1 pseudogene is annotated in these 279 nt (G+C 56.6%); it reads left to right on the top strand.

Features of this window, described 5'->3' with window-relative positions:
- Positions 1 to 119 precede the first annotated feature (119 nt).
- Positions 120 to 279 (top strand): annotated as a pseudogene (locus tag EN818_RS34225) (4-hydroxy-2-oxovalerate aldolase); the annotation flags it as partial.

Below are 279 nucleotides of genomic sequence, written 5' to 3'. Positions count from 1 at the left end.
GAACTCTTGAGCCGGAGGGCACACGCTAGGCCCGACTAAAAATATTTCAAGCCTGAAATAGCTTCGTATGATCGCCGTTTGCGGATATAGATTTCCGACGAGACCAACAGGGGATGGGCATGAGTGAGTTCCGCCAGAAATGCGTCGGCGAGACGAACCTCATCGGCTCCTTTGCAGCCATTCCGCATCCGGTCGCCGTCGAAGTGATGGCGCAGTCCGGCCTCGATTTCCTCTGCATCGACTGGGAGCACGCGCAGATTTCGCGCGACATGATCGAGG

This window comes from Mesorhizobium sp. M3A.F.Ca.ET.175.01.1.1 (genome assembly GCF_004791945.1).
Lineage (GTDB): Bacteria > Pseudomonadota > Alphaproteobacteria > Rhizobiales > Rhizobiaceae > Mesorhizobium.
Note: the sequence above shows the minus strand (reverse complement) of the source record. Positions and strands in the feature narration are given on the sequence as shown.